Source organism: Modestobacter versicolor (genome assembly GCF_014195485.1).
Classification (GTDB): Bacteria; Actinomycetota; Actinomycetes; order Mycobacteriales; family Geodermatophilaceae; genus Modestobacter; species Modestobacter versicolor.
This window is the reverse complement of the sequence record NZ_JACIBU010000001.1, coordinates 3173453-3193253: the sequence shown is the minus strand read 5'-3', so window position 1 is coordinate 3193253 and position 19801 is coordinate 3173453. Positions and strand designations below refer to the sequence as shown.

Below are 19801 nucleotides of genomic sequence, written 5' to 3'. Positions count from 1 at the left end.
GGCTGGACCCCCTGGCAGACCGGTACGCAGCACGCACGCACGGGATGAAGAGCTCGGAGATCCGGGCGCTGTTCTCGGTGGTGAGCCGCCCGGAGGTCGTCTCGCTCGCCGGCGGCATGCCCGCGGTGACCGCGCTGCCGCTGGACGCGGTCGGCTCGATGATCGGCGAGCTCGTCTCCGGGATGGGCGCGCAGACCCTGCAGTACGGATCGGGGCAGGGCGACCCCCGCCTCCGGGAGCGGATCTGCGACGTCATGGCCCTCGAGGGGATCACCGACGCCCGCGCCAGCGAGGTCGTCGTCACCGTCGGCTCGCAGCAGGGCCTGGACCTGGTCACCCGCGTCTTCGTCGACCCCGGCGACGTCATCCTCGCCGAAGCGCCGTCCTACGTGGGCGCGCTCGGGGTGTTCCAGGCCGCGCAGGCGCAGGTCCGGCACGTGGCCATGGACGAGCACGGGCTGGTGCCCGAGGCGCTGGAGCAGGCGCTGCTGGAGTGCCGCGCCCGCGGCGACCGGGTCAAGTTCCTCTACACGGTGCCCAACTTCCACAACCCGGCCGGCGTCACGCTGTCCGAGCCGCGGCGCGACGCGATCATCGCGATCGCCGACCAGTACGACCTGCTGGTGATCGAGGACAACCCGTACGGCCTGCTCGGCTTCGACCACGAGCCGATGCGCGCGCTGCGGGCCCGCAACGAGGAACGGGTCATCTACCTGGGCTCGTTCTCCAAGACGTTCTCGCCCGGGCTGCGGGTCGGCTGGGTGCTGGCGCCGCTGGCCGTGCGCGAGAAGCTGGTGCTCGCCACCGAGGCGCAGGTGCTCTGCCCGCCGTCGCTGACCCAGTACGCCGTCGCCCGGTACCTGGACACCCAGCCCTGGCGCGAGCAGATCAAGGTCTTCACCGAGCTGTACCGGGAGCGCCGGGACGCCACCCTGGAGTCGCTCACCGCGCTGATGCCGCCCGGCACCACCTGGACCCGGCCGGACGGCGGGTTCTACGTGTGGCTGAAGCTGCCGCACGGGCTGGACGCCAAGCTCATGCAGCCGCGCGCGGTCGCCGCCCACGTCGCCTACGTGCCCGGCATCGGCTTCTACGCCGACGGGCAGGGCCGCGAGTACATGCGGCTCTCCTACTGCTACCCCGAGCCGGACCGGATCCGGGAGGGCGTGCGCCGGCTGGCCCGGGTGATCGAGGCCGAGCTCGACCTGCACTCCACCTTCGACGCGGTCGACACCGGCACGTTCCGGGCGGTCCCGGCCCGCCCGGTGCCGCCCGCCCCCTACTCCGCACCGGTCATCGGGCCGGCCAACAGCGGCACCCCGCCGCACGCAGACGAGGACCAGCAGCCATGAGCGAGCCGGCCGCCGCACCGGTGGACACCCCCCGCAAGGAGCCGCTGCGCGCCCTGGTGCTCGCCGGCGGGCTGACCTTCGAGCGCGAGGTGAGCATCAACTCCGGTGGCCAGGTCGTCGAGGCGCTCACCCGTGCGGGCCTCGAGGCCGAGCTGCACGACGCCGACGCCGAGCTGCTGCCCGGGCTGTCCGCGGCTCCGGTCGACGCCGTCTTCATCGCCCTGCACGGGGCCACCGGCGAGGACGGCGCGCTGCGCGCGGTGCTCGACCTGGCCGGCGTGCCCTACGTCGGCTCGCCCGCCGCGGCCTGCCGGCTCGCCTGGGACAAGCCTGCGGCGAAGTCGGTGGTCCGGACCGCCGGGGTGTCGACGCCGGACTGGGTCGCGCTGCCGCACAGCACCTTCCGCGAGCTGGGCGCCGGTGCGGTGCTGGACCTCATCGTCGCCCGGCTGGGGCTGCCGCTGATGGTCAAGCCCGCCTCCGGCGGCTCGTCCCTCGGCGTGCAGAAGATCAGCCGGGTCGAGGACCTCCCGGCCGCGATGGTCAGCTGCTTCGCCTACGGCGACACGGTCATGGTCGAGCGCTTCGTCGACGGGGTGGAGCTCGCGCTGTCGGTCATCGACCTGGGCGAGGGCCCGGAGGCGCTGCCGGCCGTGGAGATCGCGCCGGAGTCCGGCGTCTTCGACTACACCTCGCGGTACACCCCGGGGCTCACCGAGTACCACTCGCCGGCCCGGGTCTCCGACGAGGTGGCCGCGCGGGCGAGCGAGGTGGCGCTGCGGGTGCACGAGGTGCTGGGGCTCGCCGGCCTGTCCCGCACCGACGCCATCGTCACGCCGGACGGCGAGGTGCACTTCCTCGAGGTGAACGTCTCCCCGGGCCTGACCGAGACCTCGATGTTCCCGATGGCCGTCGAGGCCGCCGGCTACCGACTCGGGGACGTCCTCGGCCGGCTGCTCACCCGCGCCGCGCACCCCGGCGAGTGAGCCGCCCGTTCCGTCAGTGACGGAACGGGCGGTAGGCCCTTGCTCAGGAGGGCGTGGAGCGCCCGGTGATGTCCGGGGCCATCATCCCGACGATCCGCTGCAGGTCGTCGACCGAGCCGAACTCGACGACGATGCGCCCCTTGGCGCGGCCGATCTGCACCTTGACCTTCGTCTCGAAGACGTCGGACAGCCGGCCGGCCAGGTCCTCGACCCCCGGCGCGGTGATCTTGCGGGACGACCGGCGGGCAGCCGTCGGGCTCTCCGCGACCGCCATCGCGACCGCCTCCTCGGTGGCCCGCACCGACATGCCCTCGGCGACGATCCGGGTCGCCAGCGCGTCCTGGGCCTCGGCGTCGGGCAGGCCGAGCAGCGCACGGGCGTGGCCGGCGGAGATGACGCCGGCGGCGACCCGGGTCTGCACCTTCACCGGCAGCTTCATCAGCCGGATGGTGTTGGTGACCTGGGAGCGGCTGCGGCCGATCTTGCTGGCCAGCTCCTCGTGGGTGGCGCCGAACTCCTCCAGCAGCTGCTGGTAGGCGGCGGCCTCCTCCAGCGGGTTGAGCTGGACGCGGTGGATGTTCTCCAGCAGCGCGTCGCGGAGCATGGCGTCGTCGGTGGTGTCCCGGACGATCGCCGGCACCGTCGCCAGGCCCGCGGCCCGGGAGGCGCGCAGCCGGCGCTCGCCCATGATCAGCTCGTACGTACCGTCCGCGGCCTCGCGGACGACGATCGGCTGGAGCAACCCGAACTCGCGCACCGAGTGGGTGAGCTCCTCCAGCGCCTCGTCGTCGAAGACCTGCCGGGGCTGCTTCGGGTTGGGGACGACGTCGCCCACCGGGACCTCGCGCAGCTGCGCGCCGGGCACGCCCGCGACCTCCTCGAGCACCCGCGCGGGGAGCTCGTGCACCGACGCCGTGCGGCCGGCGTCGGTGGCCGGCGGCGCTGCCCCGGTCTGCTCGACCGCAGCAGCACCAGCCGCCTCAGCAGCCTCAGCGGCACGCGCCGCCGGGGTCGCCGTCGGAGCGGGTGCACTGGTGGGGATGAGGGCCGCCAGGCCCCGGCCGAGACCGCCGCGCTTCGTCACTGGTCCTCCTCGCAGGTGCCCGGGGACCGCAGGTGCGGCCGGGCGGTGGTCAGGGTGCGGACGACGGTCACGTCGCGTGCCGTCCGCGCTGGGCCGGGCCGGCGACCGGCTCGCCGAGTACCAGGGCGGCGACGGACGGCGGGCCCATGGCGGGCGGGGGAGCGGCCACCGGCGGTGGCGGGGCGGCCTTCGGGGGTGCGACCACCTGGGGCAGGCCGACACCCCGGTGGGCGAACTCGCGGGCGGCCTCGACGTAGCTGGTCGACCCCCGGGAACCCGGGTCGTAGGTGAGCACCGACTGGCCGTAGCCCGGCGCCTCGCTCACCCGGACGTTCCGCGGGATGACGGCCTTCAGGACGAGCTCGCCGAAGTGGTTGCGCACCTCGTCGGCGACCTGGTCGGCGAGCTTGGTGCGCCCGTCGTACATGGTGAGCAGGATGGTGCTCACCGAGATGCCCGGGTTGAGGTGCTGCCGGACGAGGTCGATGTTGGAGAGCAGCTGCCCGAGGCCCTCCAGCGCGTAGTACTCGCACTGGATGGGGATGAGCACCTCGTCACCGGCCACCAGCGCGTTCAGCGTCAGCAGACCCAGCGACGGCGGGCAGTCGATGAGGACGTAGTGCGGGCGCTCCTCGGCGGGGAGCTCGTGCAGGTACGCCTCGATCGAGCGGCGGAGACGGTGCTCGCGCGCCACGACGGAGACGAGCTCGATCTCCGCGCCGGCCAGGTCGATGGTCGCCGGCACGCAGAACAGGTTGGGGCTGGCAGTCGTCGGGTGGGTGACCTCGGCCAGCGTGTTGTCGCCGACCAGGGCGTCGTAGATCGACGGCGTCCGCACCGTGTGCTCGACCCCGAGGGCGGTGCTCGCGTTCCCCTGGGGGTCCAGGTCGATCACCAGGGTGCGCAGGCCGTACATCGCCAGCGCCACCCCCAGGTTGACGGTCGAGGTGGTCTTGCCGACGCCGCCCTTCTGGTTGGCGATGGTGACCACCCGGATGCGCCCGGGGGCGGGGAAGGGGTCCTGGTCCGCCGCGTGCAGGACGCGGGTCGCCCGCATCGCCTCCATGGCGATCGGGCTGTCGAAGTCAGCAGTGACTGCCTGGTCGGCGGCGAGGCTGTTGCGCAGCCGCTCGCCCGGGTCCGTCATCGGTGCTTCCTCCTCACGGTCTGTTCCACGTGGAACGGTGCCTGTGTTCCACGTGGAACGCGACCGCTCAACCCGCCGAGCGCGCAGGTCGTGGTGTTCCTCCGCGCGTCATGACCACCACGGTAGTGGCTGCCGCACCGAGCTCGACACCGACAGCCCGGGTGTGGACGTCGCGCATGCCGGCCGCCTCCAGTTCGGGCACCAGGGAGGGCACCTCAGCGGCCGCCTTGGCCCCGACGAGGGCGATCAGCTGCGCCCCGGGAGCGAGCAGCCCGCGGCACCAGCCGACGAGGCGGGGCAGCGGGGCGACCGCCCGAGCGGTGACGACGTCGACCGGTCCGACCGCACGGACGACGGAGCGCTCCTCCGCCCGCCCGCGAACGATCCGCCACGGAGCCTCCAGCGCCTCTACGACGTCCTGCAGGAACTCCACCCGCCGGGCCATCGGCTCGACCATGGTGAGCGTGAGGTCCGGCCGGGCAAGCCCCAGCGGGATGCCGGGCAGGCCGGCGCCACTGCCGACGTCGACCACCCGGGCACCCTGCGGTACCGCCTCGGCCAGGGCAGCGCTGTTCAGCACGTGCCGGTCCCACAGCCGCGGGACCTCCCGCGGGCCGATCAGCCCGCGCACGACGCCGTCACCGGCGAGCATGGCCACGTACCGGGCGACGGCCTCGGTGGCCTCGCCGAAGACGGCGGACGCCAGGGCGGGCACTTCCGGAACGACAACCTCCGGAACTGCCTCGCCCTCGGGCGGGACCGGCGGCGTCACGCGTCCGGCAGGACCACGACGCGGCGGTTCGGCTCCTCGCCCTCCGACTCGCTGTGCACGCCGGACGCCGCGGCGATGACGTCGTGCACGACCTTGCGCTCGAAGGGGTTCATCGCCGACAGCCGTTCGGGCTGGCGGCTCTCGGCCACCCGCTCGGCGGCGGCGGAGGCCAGGCTGGTCAGGTCGGCCCGGCGCTTGGCGCGGAACCCGCCGATGTCCAGCATCAGCCGGCTGCGCACCCCGGTGGACTGGGCCACCGCGAGCCGGGTGAGCTCCTGCAGCGCCTCCAGCGTGGCGCCGTCCGGTCCGATCAGCGTCTTGAGCTGGCCGCCGACCACGGCGACCGACGCGCGGTCGCCCTCGACGTCGAGGTCGATGTCCCCGTCGACGTCCAGGATGTCGAGCAGCCGCTCGAGGTAGTCGCCGGCGACGTCGCCCTCGCGGACGAGCAGGCCCTCACCCTCCTCGGCGTCGTCGTCCTCCTCGTCGTCCTCGTCCTCGAGGTCGACCGGCTCGACGACGGCGTCGGACGAGGCCGGGTCGGCATCGGGCAGGGCGGGGTCGCCCGTCCCACCGGTCTGCGGCAGCACCGCGTCCGAGGTGGCCTCAGCCGTCGCCACGGTGTCGGTGTGGTCGTTGGGTGCAGTCACGGGGTCCTCCAAGTCGTGCAGGCGGCCGGGGTGTGCCCGGTGGTCGAGGGGCGGGCACGCCGCGGGCGCTGCCCGGGTGCCCGCGCCGGTCAGCGGCGCTTGCGCTTGCCGCGGTTGGCCGGGCCGGGCGCCGAACGGCTGCCCGTCGACCCGGTGCGCGGCCGGTTGCCCCCGCCGGCCGGGCGGCCGTTGGCCGAGCCACCGGCAGCGCCCTCGGTCGCGCCCACGACGCCGTCACCCGGCGTGCCGTCGACCGACGGGGCGTCGACCGCTGAACCGTCGGTGCTCACCGTTGAGGTGGGGGCGGCGGTGGCCGGACGGCCGGGCTTGGGGCGCACCGGCTTGGCGCCGGGCTTGGGCGCGAGCGTCTTGGGGTCGATCTGCGGCTTGTCGGCGCCGGCCTTGGCCAGGGCAGCCGGCGACCCGGGCGGCGGCAGCTTCTTCAGGATGTAGAACTGCTGGCCCAGGGTCCACAGGTTGTTGGTGAACCAGTAGAGCAGCACGCCGATCGGGAAGAAGAAGCCGGAGACGAAGAGGCTCAGCGGCATGCCGTAGAGCAGCAGCTTCTGCACCATGGCTGCCTGGCCCTCGACCGGGCCGGAGCGCTTCTGGATCTGCTTCTGGGTGAAGAAGGTCGTCGCGCACATGATCACGATCAGCGCGAAGGCGACGATCCGGATGCTGGTGGTGGTGACGCCCGGCAGCGCGAGGATGGCGTCGGCCTTCTCGCCCGTCATGTTGAACGACGAGGAGATCGGCGCACCGAACAGGTCGGCCTTGGACGCCTGGTCGGTGAGGGCGTCGTCCCAGCTGTAGAGGCCGTCCTTGCCCGGGGCGAGGCGGCGCAGCACGTGGAACAGCGCGATGAACACCGGGATCTGCGGGAGCAGCGGCAGGCAGCCGGCCAGCGGGTTGACCCCGCGCTCCTTCTGCAGCGCCATCATCGCCTGGCTGAAGCCCTGCTTGTCAGCGCCGTACTGCTTGCGCAGCTTCTGGATCTCCGGCTGGATCTCCTGCATCGCCCGCTGCGACTTGACCTGCTTGACGAACAGCCGGAACAGCAGGATGCGGATGGTGATGACCAGGAAGACGATCGACAGCGCCCAGGTGATGCCCCCGGCCGGGTCCAGGAAGGTGCTGAACAGCGCGTGCCACTGCTTCATCACCCACGCGATCGCGGTGTACATCCAGTCAAGCAACGCCAGCCTCCTGCTGCGCTGACCGGCGCGGGGCCGGCGGGGTGGCACGGTGGGGACGACGGTCGTCGTCTCCCGCCGGCACCGGTGGGGGGTTCGGGCCCGGCGCCGCTGTGCACGACGAGTGGGTCTGCTCTGCGGTTCCGGTGGGACCGGCGGTGCCCGCCCGCGGCGGGACCAGGTCGACCCCGCCCGGGTGCCAGGGTGCGCACTTGGCCAGCCGGCGTACGGCCAGCCAGCTGCCCCGCCCCGCACCGTGGACCTCGATCGCCTCGGCGGCGTAGGCGCTGCAGCTGGGCTGGAACCGGCACCGCGGCGGGAACGCCGGGCTGATCGCCCGCTGGTAGAAGCGGACGGCGGCCAGCAGCGCGCGGGCGGGGGAGGCGCTCACGGCCGGGGTGCCCGGGGGGCGCGGTCGCCGAGCAGCCGGTCCAGGCCCTTGTCCAGGTCGCGGCCGAGCACGGCGGAGCCGGCATCGGCGGCCTCGGGACGGGCCCGGACCACGAGGTCGGCCGTCGGGGGGAGCCGGTGCAGCTGCGCACCCACGAGGTGGCGCAGCTGACGGGTCACCCGGTGCCGGCAGACGCTGTTGCCGACCGACCGGCCGACCACGAAACCGGCCCGCGGCCCGGCCTCGGGGTCCAGCGGACCCCCGGACCGGGCGACGGGCCGTTCGGGGAGGTAGTGCAGCACCAGGGTCGGACGCCCGGCACGCCGGCCGGACCGCACCACCGCGGTGAACTCCGGCCGCCGGCGCAGGCGTGCCTGCGCGGGCAGCACCTCAGGCGGAGAGCTTGTCGCGACCCTTGCGCCGGCGGCCGGCGAGGATGGCGCGACCGGCACGGGTGCGCATCCGCAGCCGGAAGCCGTGGGTCTTGGACCGGCGACGGTTGTTCGGCTGGAACGTGCGCTTGCTCACGAGGGACTCCCACTGCTGACGACGTCGGTGCGGCGCGGACCCGGGCGGGCACCGCACACGCGGGGACGGGCAGGTCGTCGGCCCGGCGTTCGAGGGCCTCCCGACCGGCACCCGTACCCGAGGCTGGTCTGCCGTGCCCGGGCCCGGGGTGGCACCCCACGGAGCGGGGGAGTCCACCAGGACCTGTGCACAGACTCCGACCAGCATAGCCGAGACGCACGGAGGACTGCGGCGGGCCGCGGCGGCGCCGGCGGCACTGGCCGGACCGTCCATGGTGCACCCTCTCCCCACCGCTCTCCGGAGGGACACGCCGCGGCCGGTGCGGCCCCGCTGGTCGGCGTCGTTGCCGGGCTGTGGATGGAGCTGTTAGCGTCCCCGTCGCTCCGCGTTGGACTCCTGGTGGCCTGTTCGTCCGGTCCGCCCGTCGTCCCGGCGGTCCAGCACTCCTTCCCCCGACGTCCGCACAGGGCGCCGACCAGCGACGACGCCCGATCCGGCGGCCGGCACCCCCGGCAGCCGGACCACGTGTCGCCGGGCGTGCACAGACTGTGGACACTCTTGTGGACACACCTGCCCACGGCGGTCCACAGCTGGGGACCGGACGGGGGATCCAGCGGGGCCTGCGCACCCGTCCCCACCTGTGGACGGCAGCTGCGGAGCACTGATGAGAAGGCACGGGAAGGGACACAGTCGATGGCCGACTCCACGGTCGACCTGGCGACGGTCTGGGACCAGATCCGCGAGCGGCTCGCCACCAGCCTGTCCCCGCAGCAGAACGCGCTGCTGAACCTGACCCGCCCGCTGGGCCTGGTCGAGGACACCGCCGTGCTGGCCGCGCCGAACGAGTTCACCCAGACCGTGCTCGAGTCGCGGATGCGGATGCAGCTGGCCGAGGCGCTGTCTGCCGAGTTCGGCCGCGCCATCCGCGTCGCCGTCCAGCTCGAGGACGTCCCGGCGCAGCCGGACCCGGCCCCGGTCACCCCGCCGCGCCGGGTCGAGGACGCCGACGACCGCCGCTGGGCCCCGCTCGACCGCGAGCGCCCGGGCCCGGTCGGCCAGTCCCCGGACTGGACGGCCGACGAGCGCGGCGCCCAGGACCGGCTCGCCCAGGACCGCATCGACCACGACCGCGCCTCTCAGGAGCTCGCCGCCCGCGAGCGTGCCGCGCACGACCGGGCCGCCGAGGACCGCGCCGATCGCGACCGGGTGGACGATGGGCGCAGCGCCTTCGGGGTGCGTGCCGACGCCGCCCGCGCCGAGGCCTGGCTGCCGGAGTCCGGCGACGGGCGCGACTGGTCCCGCGGGCAGGCCTCCGCGGACGGCCCGGGGGAGTGGTCGGGGTCCGACAGCGGCGCCGGGGTCGGTGTCCAGCCGCGGCTGGCCCCGTGGGACCGGGAGTCCGACGACGCCGGGGAGCCCGGCCGCGGGCCCGCCGACGACCGACGTCCGGCCGACCGGCAGGGGCGCGGCCAGGGCGCCGTCCCGCTGTTCGCCGACCGGCGGCCGGCCGGGCTCGACCCGGGGCTGAACGCCAAGTACGTCTTCGACAGCTTCGTCATCGGCAACAGCAACCGGTTCGCCCACGCGGCCGCGGTCGCGGTGGCCGAGGCGCCGGCGCGCGCCTACAACCCGCTGTTCATCTACGGCGACTCCGGGCTGGGCAAGACCCACCTGCTGCACGCCATCGGGCACTACGCGGCCCGGATGTTCCCCAACGTGCGGGTGCGGTACGTGAGCACCGAGGAGTTCACCAACGAGTTCATCAACCTGGTGCACTCCGGCCGGGCCGAGGACTTCCGCCGTCGCTACCGGGACATCGACTTCCTGCTGATCGACGACATCCAGTTCCTGGAGCGCGCCGAGCGCACCCAGGAGGAGTTCTTCCACACCTTCAACACGCTGCACAACGCCAGCAAGCAGATCGTCATCACCTCCGACCGGGCGCCGAAGAAGCTCACGACGCTGGAGGACCGGCTGCGCACCCGCTTCGAGTGGGGGCTCATCACCGACGTCCAGGCGCCGGACCTCGAGACCCGCATCGCGATCCTGCGGAAGAAGGCGTGGGGCGAGCGGCTGCAGGCGCCCGACGCCGTGCTCGAGTTCATCGCCAGCAAGGTGCAGACCAACATCCGCGAGCTCGAGGGCGCGCTGATCCGGGTCACCGCCTTCGCCAGCCTGAACAAGCAGCCGGTCGATCTCGCGCTGGCCGAGCTGGTGCTCAAGGACCTGATCAGCGACGAGCAGGGCCCGCAGATCACCGCGGCGATCATCATGGCCGCCACCGCGGAGTACTTCTCCGTGACGATGGAGGAGCTGCAGGGCAGCAACCGCAGCCGCACGCTGGTCAACGCCCGGCAGATCGCCATGTACCTGTGCCGGGAGCTCACCGAGCTGTCGCTGCCCCGGATCGGGGCCTCCTTCGGCGGCAAGGACCACACCACGGTCATGCACGCGGTCAAGAAGATCACCGGGCTGATGAGCGAGCGCCGGGCGACGTACACGCAGGTCACCGAGCTGACCGCCCGGATCAAGAGCCGCGCCCGGTCGTAGGTCCGCCTCGGCCCCCGCCGCAGGGGCCGGCCGCGGGCGCGCAATTGGTGGGCGGGCGACGGGGTCCCTCGATTGTCGCCTTGTCCCCAGTTCTGTGCACAGGTTGGGGACTACCGGTCCGTGCGGCTGTCCGCAGGGCCGACCGGCAGCTCAGCCGCACGTCGACGGGACGGCGCAGGCCCCGGGCCCGCGTCCGCCCACCGCCGTCCCCGCCGTGTCCACAAGTCGCCCACCGATGACGGTGGACGACCGGCTCGCTGCGCACGGTGTGGGGACGAGCCTGCGAGTGGAGGGGGGATGGCAGGTGGAGACAGCACGGTGACGGTGCACGGCGGTCGAGTTGTCCACGTGTCGACACAGGCGGAGGGTCAGCGGCCCACAGCGGGCCAACAGGGCCATCCGGGGACTGACCTGCAGGAAGTGGTCCGTTCCCCAGAACCCACAGCCGTGATGAGGAAGATGAAGTACTTCTCCCAGGGTGTTCTCGAACCACACTCTGGGTGGGGACGCTGCGACAGAGCAGTGCTCTCGCAGATGGGGCTGGTCAGGCAGGGGGTCCCTCGGGAGAGGATGGGCGCCGCACACCGCACCGGACGAGCCGGCGCAGACGAGCACAGGGTGGGTACGAGATGAAGTTCCGGGTGGCACGTGAGGTGCTCGCCGAGGCCGTGGCGTGGACGGCGCGCAGCCTGCCGCCGCGGCCGTCGGTGCCGGTGCTCGCCGGGATCCTGCTGGAGGTCGAGGGCAACCAGCTGTCGGTGTCCGGCTTCGACTACGAGGTGTCGGCGCGCTCGGAGGTCGACGTCCAGTCGACCGAGAGCGGCCGGACGCTGGTGCCCGGACGCCTGCTCGCCGAGATCACCCGGGCCCTGCCGCCGCACCCGGTCGACGTCGTCGCCGAGGGCGCCCGGCTGGCGATCAGCTGCGGAAACGCCAAGTTCAGCCTGCCGACGCTGCCGGTCGAGGACTACCCGTCGCTGCCCTCGCTGCCCTCCACCGCCGGCACCGTCGACAGCGACGCGTTCGCCGAGGCGGTCAGCCAGGTCGCGGTCGCCGCCGGGCGCGACGACACCCTGCCGATGCTCACCGGCGTCCGGCTGGAGATCGAGGACGACCTGGTCACCCTGGCCGCCACCGACCGCTACCGGCTCGCCGTCCGCGAGTTCGCCTGGCGCCCGGAGACCCCGGGCCTGTCCGCCGCCGTCCTGGTGCCGGCCCGCACGCTGGCCGACGCCGCCAAGACGCTGACCAGCGGCCCCGAGGTGACGCTGTCGCTCTCGTCGGGCGGCTCGGGCGAGGGGATCCTGGGGCTGTCCGGCAAGGACCGGCAGACCACCACCCGGCTGCTGGACGCCGAGTTCGTCAAGTACCGCGCGATCATGCCGAGCGAGTCCTCGTCCTTCGCCACGCTGCCGGTGGGCCTGTTCACCGACGCCGCCAAGCGCGTGGCCCTGGTCGCCGAGCGGGGCACCCCGCTGCGCTGCGAGTTCACCTCCGGCCAGGTGACGCTGCGCGCCGGTGGCACCGACGACGAGGGCCAGGCGGAGGAGCGCTGCGACGTCGAGTTCGACGGCGACCCGCTGACCATCGGCTTCAACCCGACGTTCCTGCTCGACGGGCTGGCCGCGGTGCACACCGACCGGGCCCGGATGGACTTCACCACCGCGCTCAAGCCCGCGGTGCTCTCCGGCGTCGAGGAGCCCTCGGGTGACGAGGGCGACGGCGGACGGCCGGCCGAGCGGGCCGGCAGCTACCGCTACCTGATCATGCCGGTGCGCCTCCCCGGCTGATCGAGGACCCAGCACGTCACCGGGCTCGGCGCGGGCCCTTGCAGCGGGGCCGATGGTGCGGGTCGAGAACCGGGCGAGCACGATGGTGGCCGGCGAGTGGCCCGGGGAACCGGGTCCACCGGGGCCCCGCAGCGCAGCGCGCCCCCACCGAGACCTGCCGCGGACGACCGCGGCACACGAGCGAGACATCGAGAGCTGAGGGAGCGGACGTGCAGCTGGGGCTGGTCGGGCTGGGCAAGATGGGCGGCAACATGGCCGAGCGGATCCGCCGCGCCGGGCACGAGGTGGTCGGCTACGACCACTCGCCGGGCAAGCGGGACGTCGACAGCCTGCAGGGGCTCGTCGAGGCGCTGCAGGCCCCCCGCGTGGTGTGGGTGATGGTGCCCGCGGGCGACCCGACCCGGGCCACCGTGCGGGAGCTGGGCGAGCTGCTGAGCCCCGGCGACGTGGTCGTCGACGGCGGCAACTCCAAGTACACCGACGACAAGGTCCACGCCGACGAGCTGGCCGCCAAGGGCATCGGCTACGTCGACGCCGGCGTCTCCGGCGGCGTGTGGGGCCTGCAGAACGGCTACGCGCTGATGGTCGGCGGGTCCGCCGAGGACGTCGCCAAGGTCCAGCCGGTGTTCGACGCGCTCAAGCCGCCGGCCGAGGTGGCCGAGGGCAGCCCGGCCGACCCCGGCGCCGGCTTCGTGCACGCCGGCCCGGTCGGCGCCGGCCACTTCGCCAAGATGGTCCACAACGGCATCGAGTACGCGATGATGCAGGCCTACGGCGAGGGCTACGAGCTGCTCGAGAAGGTCGACCTCATCGAGGACGTCCCCGGCGTCGTCGCCTCCTGGACCCAGGGCACCGTCATCCGCTCCTGGCTGCTGGACCTGCTGGTCCGCGCGCTGCAGGAGGACCCGGGCCTGGACCGGATCACCGGCTACGCCGAGGACTCCGGCGAGGGCCGGTGGACCGTCGAGGCGGCCATCGACAACGCCGTCCCGATGCCGGCGATCTCCGCCTCGCTGTTCGCCCGGTTCGTCTCCCGCCAGGACGACTCCCCGACGATGAAGGCCGTCGCCGCGCTGCGGAACCAGTTCGGCGGTCACGCCGTGCACGCCATCCAGGCCCAGGAGGCCGAGAAGCCCGCATGACGCCGGCGCGCTGAGCGGTGTACCTCCGGCACCTGCAGGTCGGCCAGTTCCGCAGCTGGGAGCTGGCCGACCTGGCGCTGACGCCCGGCCCGACGGTGCTGGTCGGCCGCAACGGGCAGGGCAAGACCAACCTGGTCGAGGCGGTCGGCTACCTTGCCACGCTGGGCAGCCACCGGGTCTCCGCGGACGCCCCGCTGGTGCGCCACGGCGCGACCCAGGCCGTGGTGCGGGCCGCGCTGCGCAAGGACGAGCGCGAGCTGCTCGTCGAGGTGGAGATCAACCCCGGCCGGGCCAACCGGGTGCGGGTGAACCGGGCGCCGCTGACCCGGCCGCGCGAGCTGCTCGGGCTGGTGAAGACCGTGCTCTTCGCCCCCGAGGACCTCGCCCTGGTGCGCGGCGACCCGGCCGAGCGCCGGCGGTTCCTCGACGACCTGCTGGTCAGCCGCACGCCGCGGCTGGCCGGGGTGCGCAGCGACTACGACCGGGTGCTCAAGCAGCGCAACGCCCTGCTCAAGACGGCGAAGCTGGCCCGCGGCAACGCGCTGGCCACGCTGGACGTCTGGGACGGCCACCTCACCGAGCTCGGCGGGCAGCTGCTCGAGGCCCGGCTGCGGCTGGTCGCCGACCTCGCGCCCTACGTCGCGGACTCCTACGCCTCGGTCGCCGGCCCCGGCGCGGACCGGGCGGCGCTCGGCTACAGCTCGACGGTGCCGCTGGCCGGTGACGGCGCGCCGATCGACCCGGCCCGGCCGCTGCCCGGTGCGGCCGAGCTGGCCGCCGCGCTGCGCGACCGGGTCGCCGAGCGGCGCAAGGACGAGGTCGACCGCGGGATCACCCTGGTCGGCCCGCACCGCGACGACCTCGTGCTGCACCTGGGGCCGGCCCCGGCCAAGGGCTACGCCAGCCACGGGGAGTCGTGGTCGTTCGCCCTCGCGGTGAAGCTGGCCTGCTTCGCGCTGCTCCGCAACGAGGGCGACGACCCGATCCTGGTGCTGGACGACGTCTTCGCCGAGCTGGACGCCGGCCGCCGCTCGGCGCTGGCCGAGGTCGCCGGCAGCGCCGAGCAGACCCTGATCACCGCCGCCGTCGCTGAGGACGTCCCCGCGGCGTTGCGCGGCACCCGCGTGCAGGTCGCAGCTGGGACGCTGGCGGTCCTGCCCCGCGACGGCGGCGACGGGGACGACGGGAGCACGGAGGTGGACGGTGGCTGAGGAACGGCCGGCTCGACCCTCGGACATCGCCCGAGCGGCGCTGGAGGCCGCCCGGGCCGCGTCGGCTGCCCGGCCGCAGCCCACCCGGCGCCGGGTCGCCGGCCCGCGCCGCCGCTGGACCGGGCCGGGCCCCGGCGCCGACGACCCGCAGCTGTTCGGGTCGCTGGTCGACGCCCTGGTCACCCAGCAGGACTGGACGGCGCGGACCAAGGTGGGCGCGGTCTTCGGCCGCTGGGACACCCTGGTCGGCCCGGACATCGCCGCGCACTGCCGGCCGGAGTCGCTCAACGAGGGCGAGCTGCTGGTCGTCGCCGAGTCCACGGCCTGGGCCACCCAGCTGCGGCTGCTGGCACCGAGCATCCTGGGCCGGCTGCGCGCCGGGGTGGGCGGGGACGTCGTGACCAAGCTGCGCGTTGTCGGTCCGACGGCCCCCAGCTGGAAGAAGGGCCCGCGCACGGTCCGCGGCCGCGGACCGCGCGACACCTACGGCTGACCGAGCAGCGACAGGACGATGAGGAGCACCGGGCGATGAGCACCCCGCGCGACCGCGACGGAGACGGCTTCGACGACGGCCGGGCCGACGGGCAGTCGGGCTGGCAGGAGCCGGCCCACCTGGGCGGCGGCAGCGACACCCCGCCGGCCGACCCGCCGGCCGGACCCCCGGCGGCCGGGGCGAGCACCCCGGACGCCTGGCAACCGCCGGGCTGGGACCTGCCGGCCGTGGAGCCCGAGCGGCCGGCCCCGCCCGCTGCGCAGGCCCCGGCGCCGTGGCAGCCGCCGGTCGCCGAGCAGCGCCAGTCCGACGTCCCGCCGGAGCAGGCGGCGCCGCCGCGGCGCGGGCTGGGCGGCCTCTTCGGCTCCCGCCCGCCGGCCGGTCCCGAGCAGCAGCCCGGCGAGCAGCCCCCGCAGCAGCGGCCGACGACGTCGCAGTCGTCGGTCGACTGGAGCGGGATCCGGCCGGAGCACGAGACGATCGCCGTCCCGCCGGCCGACCCGTTCTCCACCCAGGCCTGGGCGCAGCAGGTCGGCTGGGTGCTGTCGGACGGCACGGCCCCCGAGGACGAGGCGCTGCTGCCGCTGCTGCAGAGCGCACCGGTCCGGCCGGGCAAGGAGGACCGCCCGAGCCGGGTGATGCGCGGCCGCGGCAACGGCCTGGAGCTGGTCGCCTTCGACGTCGCCTCCCCGATGGGCCGCTCCTGGCTCAGCACGCACGCGATCACCGCCGCCCCGGTGCTCGGGGCGGTGCCCGGCTTCCGGCTCTCCCCGGCGCGGATGTGGCGGCACGGCACCGGCGGGCTGCTGCAGATCCCGAGCCCGGACCCGGAGTTCGACCGCCGCTGGGTGCTGCTGGCCGCCGAGGACGGACCGCAGGTGCGCCGGCTGGTCGAGGACCCGGTGGTCCGCCAGTCGCTGCTGGGCACCGACGACGGCGACGAGCTGTGGTCGGCCGCGGGCTTCGTCGCCGCGATCCGGCCCGACGGCAACCGGCCGCAGCTGGTCGAGCACCACGCCCGGCTGCTGGCCGGGGTGGTCGCCGCGCTGGCCGCGGCGCCCTGACCGGCCGCCGGGCAGGCACGTCCTGAGCACCGAGGCCGAGGCGCCGTCGGCGGGGCTGCGGGAGCTGCTGCCGCTGCTGCGCCCGCACCGCCGGGCGCTCGCCGCGGCCGCGCTCCTCTCCCTGGTCTCCGCCGCCGCCGCGCTGGCGCAGCCCGCGCTCGTGGGCCGGGTGATCGGCGCGGTGGGCTCCGGTGGGGCCGTCCTGCCCGGGGTGCTGCTGCTCGTCGTCGTCCTGGTCGCCGGCGCGTTCCTCGGCGCCGGCCAGCAGTACCTGCTCCAGCGGACGGCGGAGGGCGTGGTGCTCAGCACCCGCCGGCTGCTCACCGACCGGCTGCTCCGGCTGCCGGTCGCCGAGTACGACCGGCGGCGGACCGGGGACCTGATGTCCCGGGTCGGCTCGGACACCACCCTGCTGCGCGCCACGGTCACCAGCGGGGTGGTCGACCTGGCCGGCTCGCTGGTCGTCGGCGTCGGGGCGCTGGTGGCGATGGCCCTGGTCGACGTCTGGCTGCTGCTGGTCACCGTGGCGGCGGTGAGCGTGGGCGTGACGACGGCGGTGCTGGCCGCCCGCCGGGTGCGCGGGCTGTCCCGGCAGGCCCAGGAGCAGGTCGGTGCGATGAGCGCCGCGGTGGAGCGGGCGCTGTCGGCGGTGCGCACCATCCGGGCCAGCGGTGCCACCGCGCGCGAGGTCGAGACGGTCGGCGTGAGCGCCGACCGCGCGTACCGCGCCGGCGTGCAGGTCGCCCGGCTGGAGGCGCTGGTCTCCCCCGCCGGCTCGATCGCCGTGCAGGGCGCGTTCCTCGCCGTCCTCGGGCTGGGCGGCTACCGGGTCGCCACCGGCTCGATCGCCGTCGCCGACCTGGTCTCGTTCATCCTGTACCTGTTCCTGCTGGTCATGCCGCTGGGGCAGGTGATCGGCTCCTACACCCAGCTGCAGACCGGGCTCGGTGCGCTGGCCCGGGTGCAGGAGGTGCTGGCCCTCGACCCCGAGCACGACGAGGTCGCCGAGCGCCCCGCCGCCGGCGCGGTGCTGCGGGTGCCGCGGGCCGGCGACCCGGTGCCGCTGCTCGAGCTGGACGGCGTCGGGTTCGGCTACCCGGACGGCACACCGGTGCTGGACGGGGTCTCCTTCACCGTGCCGGCCGGCAGCCGCACCGCGCTGGTCGGCCCGTCGGGAGCCGGGAAGTCGACCGTGCTCGCCCTGGTGGAGGGCTTCTACCCGCTGACGTCGGGCGCCGTCCGCTGGGCCGGCACCGACGTGCGTGAGCTGCCGCGGGCGGCGCTGCGGGCCCGGATGGGCTACGTCGAGCAGGAGGCACCGGTGCTCGCCGGCACCGTGCGGGAGAACCTGCTGCTGGCCACCCCGGACGCCGACGACGCCCAGCTGTGGCAGGCGCTGGCCGACGTCGGGCTCACCGCGGTCGTCGCGCGCTCGCCGCTGGGGCTCGACGTCCCCGTCGGCGACGACGGCGTGCTGCTGTCCGGCGGGGAGCGGCAGCGGCTGGCCATCGCCCGGTCGCTGCTGTCCCGCCCCGCGCTGCTGCTGCTCGACGAGCCGACCGCCAGCCTCGACGCCCGCAACGAGCAGCTGCTGCGCGACACCCTGGCCGCGGCCGCCGCCGACCGGGCGCTGCTGGTCGTCGCGCACCGGCTGTCCACCGTGATCGACAGCGACCAGATCGTGGTGCTGGACGGCGGCCGGGTCGTCGCGGTCGGCACCCACGCCGAGCTGGTCGACACCGACCCGCTGTACCGCGAGCTCGCCACCGCCCAGCTGCTGGTCTGAAGGACCCCGCTGCCCCCCACCGCTCGCAGGCTCGCGGCGGGCCCCTGCAGCGGCGCCGTTCCAGACCGTCACGTGCCGGCGTTCCACGTGGAACGTGGTCGTCACTCAGGTCGACAGCCGGACCCGGACGCAGCACGATCACTGCCACCACAGACCCGGGAGGCAGTGCGATGGCCGAGAGCGTGCGCACCGACGAGGAGTCCAGCACCGGCCAGCCGAGCCTCAAGCGGGTGATGGGCCCGGGGCTGCTGCTGCTCTTCATCGTCGGCGACATCCTGGGCACCGGCATCTACGCGCTGACCGGCCAGGTGGCCGCGCAGGTCGGCGGCGTCGTCTGGCTGCCCTTCCTGGTCGCCTTCCTGGTGGCCCTGGTGACGGCGTTCAGCTACCTGGAGCTGGTCACCAAGTACCCGCAGGCCGCGGGCGCGGCGCTGTACACGCACAAGGCCTTCGGCATCCACTTCGTCACGTTCCTGGTCGCCTTCACCGTGATGAGCTCGGGCATCACCTCGGCGTCCACCGCGGCCCGGGCGTTCAGCGCCAACGCCGCGGAGGTGCTCGGCCTCGGCTTCTCCGAGGGCATCGGCATCACGCTGATCGCGCTGGGCTTCATGGCCCTGGTCGCGCTGGTCAACCACCGCGGCGTCGGCGAGAGCGTCAAGGCCAACGTGGTGCTCACCTGCGTCGAGCTCACCGGCCTGCTGATCGTCATCGGGGTCGGCGTCTGGGCGCTGGGCGGCGGGGAGGGCGACTTCTCCCGGGTGACGGAGTTCGAGACCGGTGAGCGCTCGCTGGTCGGCGGGGTCATCGCCGCCACCGGCCTGGCGTTCTTCGCGATGGTCGGCTTCGAGGACTCGGTCAACATGGCCGAGGAGTGCAAGGAGCCGCGGCGGATCTTCCCCAAGGTGCTGCTGGCCGGGCTGCTGGCCACCGGCCTCATCTACGTGCTCGTGTCCATCTCGGCGATCGCGCTGGTGCCCGCCGACGCGCTCAGCCAGGGCGACACCCCGCTGCTCCAGGTGGTCGAGGCCGGCGCCCCCGGCTTCCCGATCGGCCTGTTCGGCGTCATCACCATGTTCGCCGTCGCCAACTCGGCGCTGATCAACATGCTGATGGCCAGCCGGCTGGTCTACGGCATGAGCAACCAGCACGTGCTGCCGCCGCTGCTGGGCCGGGTGCACCCGAAGCGGCGCACCCCGACGACGGCGATCCTGTTCACCACCGCGCTGGCCTTCGGGCTGATCACCTTCGTCGGCGCGGTCCCCGCACTCGGCGGCACGACCGCGCTCCTGCTGCTGTTGGTCTTCACCGTCGTGAACGCCGCGGTGCTGGTGCTGCGCCGCGACCCCGTCGACGCCGACCACTTCCGCACCCCCACGGTGCTGCCGGTGGTCGGGGCGCTGGCCTGCGCGTTCCTCGCCACGCCGTGGGCCGGCCGGCCCTCCGAGCAGTACCGCATCGCGGGCATCCTGCTGGCGATCGGCGTCCTGCTGTGGGTGGTCACGGTGCTGGTGAACCGGCGGACCGGTCCCGGCGTCCCGGCGCTCGACCCGGAGCGCTTCACCTCGGGCGGCCCGGTCAACTGACGGAGGGCCCCCTCGCCCCCTGGACGGGGCCACCGTCAGCGGCCCGAGGACGGCGTGTCGACCCGGGGGGCAA

At 74.4% G+C, this 19801-nt stretch carries 18 protein-coding genes; 10 read left to right on the top strand and 8 right to left on the bottom strand.

Features of this window, described 5'->3' with window-relative positions; all coding sequences use genetic code 11:
* Positions 1 to 44: 44 nt before the first annotated feature.
* A complete protein-coding gene (locus FHX36_RS15585) occupies positions 45 to 1352 on the top strand; it encodes an aminotransferase-like domain-containing protein (RefSeq protein ID WP_246405497.1) in 1308 nt (435 codons plus the stop codon).
* Positions 1349 to 2338 carry a D-alanine--D-alanine ligase family protein gene (locus tag FHX36_RS15580; RefSeq protein ID WP_110551701.1) on the top strand — a complete coding sequence of 330 codons (990 nt, stop codon included), beginning with the start codon at positions 1349 to 1351 and terminating at the stop codon, positions 2336 to 2338. Before FHX36_RS15585 ends, FHX36_RS15580 begins: the two co-directional genes overlap by 4 nt.
* Before the next feature lie 43 nt (positions 2339 to 2381).
* Here the strand turns inward: FHX36_RS15580 and FHX36_RS15575 are convergent, their stop codons facing one another.
* The 8 genes from FHX36_RS15575 to rpmH form a co-directional block, all read right to left on the bottom strand.
* On the bottom strand, positions 2382 to 3422 hold the full coding sequence (locus FHX36_RS15575) for a ParB/RepB/Spo0J family partition protein (protein WP_110551700.1): 1041 nt from the start codon (positions 3420 to 3422) through the stop codon (positions 2382 to 2384).
* A gap of 67 nt (positions 3423 to 3489) precedes the next feature.
* The gene (locus FHX36_RS15570) at positions 3490 to 4569 is read right to left on the bottom strand and encodes a ParA family protein (protein WP_110551699.1); all 1080 of its coding nucleotides are present in this window, start codon (positions 4567 to 4569) and stop codon (positions 3490 to 3492) included.
* 67 nt (positions 4570 to 4636) lie between these two features.
* A complete protein-coding gene (gene rsmG / locus FHX36_RS15565) occupies positions 4637 to 5284 on the bottom strand; it encodes a 16S rRNA (guanine(527)-N(7))-methyltransferase RsmG (protein ID WP_181428717.1) in 648 nt (215 codons plus the stop codon).
* A gap of 53 nt (positions 5285 to 5337) precedes the next feature.
* Complete coding sequence (locus FHX36_RS15560) at positions 5338 to 5991, bottom strand: Jag family protein (protein ID WP_110551697.1); 654 nt, start codon at positions 5989 to 5991, stop codon at positions 5338 to 5340.
* A gap of 89 nt (positions 5992 to 6080) precedes the next feature.
* On the bottom strand, positions 6081 to 7178 hold the full coding sequence (yidC, locus tag FHX36_RS15555; RefSeq protein WP_110551696.1) for a membrane protein insertase YidC: 1098 nt from the start codon (positions 7176 to 7178) through the stop codon (positions 6081 to 6083).
* A 4-nt stretch (positions 7179 to 7182) separates the two neighbouring features.
* On the bottom strand, positions 7183 to 7578 hold the full coding sequence (yidD, locus tag FHX36_RS15550) for a membrane protein insertion efficiency factor YidD (protein WP_110551695.1): 396 nt from the start codon (positions 7576 to 7578) through the stop codon (positions 7183 to 7185).
* Positions 7575 to 7967 carry a ribonuclease P protein component gene (gene rnpA / locus FHX36_RS15545; RefSeq protein ID WP_110551694.1) on the bottom strand — a complete coding sequence of 131 codons (393 nt, stop codon included), beginning with the start codon at positions 7965 to 7967 and terminating at the stop codon, positions 7575 to 7577. Before rnpA ends, yidD begins: the two co-directional genes overlap by 4 nt.
* Position 7968: 1 nt before the next feature.
* The gene (gene rpmH, locus FHX36_RS15540) at positions 7969 to 8106 is read right to left on the bottom strand and encodes a 50S ribosomal protein L34 (RefSeq protein WP_056296149.1); all 138 of its coding nucleotides are present in this window, start codon (positions 8104 to 8106) and stop codon (positions 7969 to 7971) included.
* A 693-nt stretch (positions 8107 to 8799) separates the two neighbouring features.
* On the opposite strand from rpmH, the gene dnaA reads away from it, so the two are divergent.
* The 8 genes from dnaA (at position 8800) to FHX36_RS15500 (ending at position 19728) form a co-directional block, all read left to right on the top strand.
* A complete protein-coding gene (gene dnaA / locus FHX36_RS15535; RefSeq protein ID WP_146251554.1) occupies positions 8800 to 10656 on the top strand; it encodes a chromosomal replication initiator protein DnaA in 1857 nt (618 codons plus the stop codon).
* Positions 10657 to 11285: 629 nt separating this feature from the next.
* Positions 11286 to 12446, top strand: coding sequence for a DNA polymerase III subunit beta (gene dnaN / locus FHX36_RS15530; RefSeq protein WP_110551693.1), 1161 nt, complete (start codon positions 11286 to 11288; stop codon positions 12444 to 12446).
* A gap of 38 nt (positions 12447 to 12484) precedes the next feature.
* Positions 12485 to 13588, top strand: a complete 1104-nt coding sequence (gnd, locus tag FHX36_RS15525; protein ID WP_110551692.1) for a phosphogluconate dehydrogenase (NAD(+)-dependent, decarboxylating) — start codon at positions 12485 to 12487, stop codon at positions 13586 to 13588.
* 17 nt (positions 13589 to 13605) lie between these two features.
* Entirely contained in the window at positions 13606 to 14799 is a 1194-nt protein-coding gene (gene recF / locus FHX36_RS15520; protein WP_183513880.1) for a DNA replication/repair protein RecF, read from the top strand.
* Positions 14792 to 15292, top strand: a complete 501-nt coding sequence (locus FHX36_RS15515) for a DciA family protein (RefSeq protein ID WP_183513878.1) — start codon at positions 14792 to 14794, stop codon at positions 15290 to 15292. The genes recF and FHX36_RS15515 overlap by 8 nt, the downstream gene beginning before the upstream one ends.
* Positions 15293 to 15327: 35 nt before the next feature.
* A complete protein-coding gene (locus FHX36_RS15510; RefSeq protein ID WP_183513877.1) occupies positions 15328 to 16356 on the top strand; it encodes a hypothetical protein in 1029 nt (342 codons plus the stop codon).
* 22 nt (positions 16357 to 16378) lie between these two features.
* Positions 16379 to 18142: an ABC transporter ATP-binding protein gene (locus FHX36_RS15505; protein WP_221203782.1), complete on the top strand. Its 1764-nt coding sequence runs from the start codon at positions 16379 to 16381 to the stop codon at positions 18140 to 18142.
* A 170-nt stretch (positions 18143 to 18312) separates the two neighbouring features.
* Positions 18313 to 19728, top strand: coding sequence for an APC family permease (locus tag FHX36_RS15500; RefSeq protein WP_110553043.1), 1416 nt, complete (start codon positions 18313 to 18315; stop codon positions 19726 to 19728).
* The last annotated feature ends 73 nt before the right edge of the window (positions 19729 to 19801 follow it).

Coding starts and splice junctions, on each gene's coding strand:
- FHX36_RS15585 (WP_246405497.1), top strand. CDS start 45: ATGAAGAGCTCGGAGATCCGGGCGCTGTTCTCGGTGGTGAGCCGCCCG.
- FHX36_RS15580 (WP_110551701.1), top strand. CDS start 1,349: ATGAGCGAGCCGGCCGCCGCACCGGTGGACACCCCCCGCAAGGAGCCG.
- FHX36_RS15570 (WP_110551699.1), bottom strand. CDS start 4,569: ATGACGGACCCGGGCGAGCGGCTGCGCAACAGCCTCGCCGCCGACCAG.
- yidC (WP_110551696.1), bottom strand. CDS start 7,178: ATGTACACCGCGATCGCGTGGGTGATGAAGCAGTGGCACGCGCTGTTC.
- dnaA (WP_146251554.1), top strand. CDS start 8,800: ATGGCCGACTCCACGGTCGACCTGGCGACGGTCTGGGACCAGATCCGC.
- dnaN (WP_110551693.1), top strand. CDS start 11,286: ATGAAGTTCCGGGTGGCACGTGAGGTGCTCGCCGAGGCCGTGGCGTGG.
- FHX36_RS15510 (WP_183513877.1), top strand. CDS start 15,328: ATGAGCACCCCGCGCGACCGCGACGGAGACGGCTTCGACGACGGCCGG.
- FHX36_RS15500 (WP_110553043.1), top strand. CDS start 18,313: ATGGCCGAGAGCGTGCGCACCGACGAGGAGTCCAGCACCGGCCAGCCG.